Here is a 2,777-nt window from a genome sequence, read left to right as displayed (position 1 = left end):
ATCACCGTTCACTCTGCCGATGGCACGCCACATCAAATCACCATTACCGTCAACGGCACTAACGACACTGCGGTGATTGCAGGCACTAACTCTGGTGCGGTAACTGAAGAGTCGCAATTACAAACGTCTGGGACTCTGACTATTACAGATACCGATAAAGGCGAAGATCACTTCTCGAATACAGACATTGTTGGATCATTAGGTACCCTACATCTTAAAGATAACGGTGATTGGACTTACGATTTAGATAACAAAAACACGACAGTTCAAGCACTAGCGCAAGGTAAATCGGCGACGGACACCATCACCGTTCACTCTGCCGATGGCACGCCACATCAAGTTACCATTACTGTAAATGGGACTAATGACAAAGCTGTGATTGCAGGTACAAATTCAGGGGCGGTGACTGAAGAGTCACAACTGCAAACCTCAGGCACACTCACCATCACCGATACCGATACCGGTGAAGCTCACTTCTCTGATAGCGATATTGTTGGTCAATTAGGTACCCTACATCTTAAAGATAACGGTGATTGGACCTACGATTTAGACAACAAAAACACGACCGTGCAAGCATTAGCGCAAGGCAAAACGGCGACGGACACCATCACCGTTCACTCTGCCGATGGCACACCACATCAAGTCACTATTACCGTTAATGGCACTAATGATACTGCCGTTATTGCAGGCACCAATACCGGTGTGGTAACTGAAGAATCTCAACTTCAAACAACGGGCTCATTAACTATTAGTGACACCGATACCAATGAAGCGCACTTCTCGAATACAGACATTGTTAGTTCATTAGGTACCCTACATCTTAAAGATAACGGTGATTGGACCTACGATTTAGACAATCAAAATCCGACCGTGCAAGCATTAGCGCAAGGCAAAACGGCGACGGACACTATCACCGTTCACTCTGCCGATGGCACGCAACATCAAGTTACCATTACTGTAAATGGGACTAATGACCAAGCTGTGATTGCAGGCACTAATTCAGGACAAGTGACCGAAGAATCTCAACTTCAAACAACGGGCTCATTAACTATAAGCGACACCGATACCAATGAAGCTCACTTCTCTGATAGCAATATTGTTGGTCAATTAGGCACTCTACATCTTAAAGATAACGGCGATTGGACTTACGATTTAGACAATCAAAATCCGACCGTGCAAGCATTGGCCCAAGGTAAAACAGCAACAGATACGATTACTGTTCACTCTGCCGATGGCACACCACATCAAATTACCATTACTGTAAATGGCACTAATGACCAAGCTGTGATTGCAGGCACTAACTCAGGACAAGTGACCGAAGAATCAACGCTACAAACATCAGGAACACTCACCATCACCGATACCGACAAAGGTGAAGCGCACTTCTCGAATACCGATATCGCAGGTCAATTAGGCACCCTACATCTTAAAGATAACGGCGATTGGAGTTACGATTTAGACAATCAAAATCCGACCGTGCAAGCATTGGCCCAAGGTAAAACAGCAACAGATACTGTTACCGTTCACTCTGCCGATGGCACGGCACATCAAGTCACTATTACTGTAAATGGTACTAATGATACGGCAGTGATTGCAGGTACCAATTCAGGAGCAGTGACCGAAGAAACTACGTTAAGTACATCTGGCACATTAACTATTAGTGATATTGACAAAAGCGAAGCTCACTTCTCTGATAGCGATATCCTTGGCACATTAGGCACCCTACATCTTAAAGATAACGGCGATTGGAGTTACGATTTAGACAATCAAAATCCGACCGTGCAAGCATTGGCCCAAGGTAAAACAGCAACAGATACGATTACTGTTCACTCTGCCGATGGCACGCCACATCAAGTTACCATTACTGTAAATGGCACCAATGATAGTGCGGTGATTTCAGGTACAAATTCAGGGGCGGTGACTGAAGAGTCACAACTGCAAACCTCAGGCACACTCACCATCACCGATACAGACAAAGGTGAAGCCCACTTCTCGAATACCGATATCGCAGGTCAATTAGGCACCCTGCATCTTAAAGATAACGGCGATTGGACTTACGATTTAGATAACAAAAACCCAACGGTACAAGCATTAGGTCAAGGTAAAACCACCACCGATAGCATTACCGTGCATTCCGCGGATGGCACAACACATCAAATAATGGTGACCATAAATGGTAGCAACAATGTGGCCACTATTGCTGGCGTTGATACTGGTTCAATAACCGAGAATACCGCTGGCGTTAACATGTCTCCCGATTATGCCCAACCTGGCATAGCCACACTTGGCAATACAACACTCTATGCGGATGGTAAGCTGACCATTACAGACCCTGATACGGGTGAGTCTATTTTTGAAAAGCAAGGCAGCAATGGTTACGACTATCACGGTACCTATGGCGATCTAATCTTACTCACCGATGGCACCTGGCATTACCATGCCGATGCTGGGCATCTATCAGGTATAGGTGCTAGACCCACAACGCGTGGCACTGCAATTGACCAACTTGGTGAAGGGCAAAGCCTAACCGATACGATTACAGTCCATTCAAAAGATGGTACAACACACGATATTGTCATCACCATTCACGGCAGTAACGACAGACCTTACTGTTCATCTGAAGTGGTGCTTGCAAATGGCAGTGAAGATACACGCCAAACCTTAACCACCGCGCAACTATTAGCGAATACCGTCGATGTGGATGCCAATGACGCCGGTAAGCTAACCATTGAAAACCTCCATGTCGACCATGGCTCTATTCTAAACAATGCCGATGG

Annotated in this window: 1 protein-coding gene; it reads left to right on the top strand. The window is 45.7% G+C overall.

Features of this window, described 5'->3' with window-relative positions:
- Positions 1-2,777: VCBS domain-containing protein (locus AB4585_RS09120; RefSeq protein ID WP_372169621.1), on the top strand; the 2,777-nt coding region annotated here is incomplete at both ends.

The organism is Vibrio sp. 10N.222.49.C9 (assembly GCF_041474985.1).
In the GTDB taxonomy this organism is placed as follows: domain Bacteria; phylum Pseudomonadota; class Gammaproteobacteria; order Enterobacterales; family Vibrionaceae; genus Vibrio; species Vibrio crassostreae_C.
The sequence above is the reverse complement of the archived record's forward strand: the minus strand, read 5'-3'. Positions and strand labels throughout refer to the sequence as shown.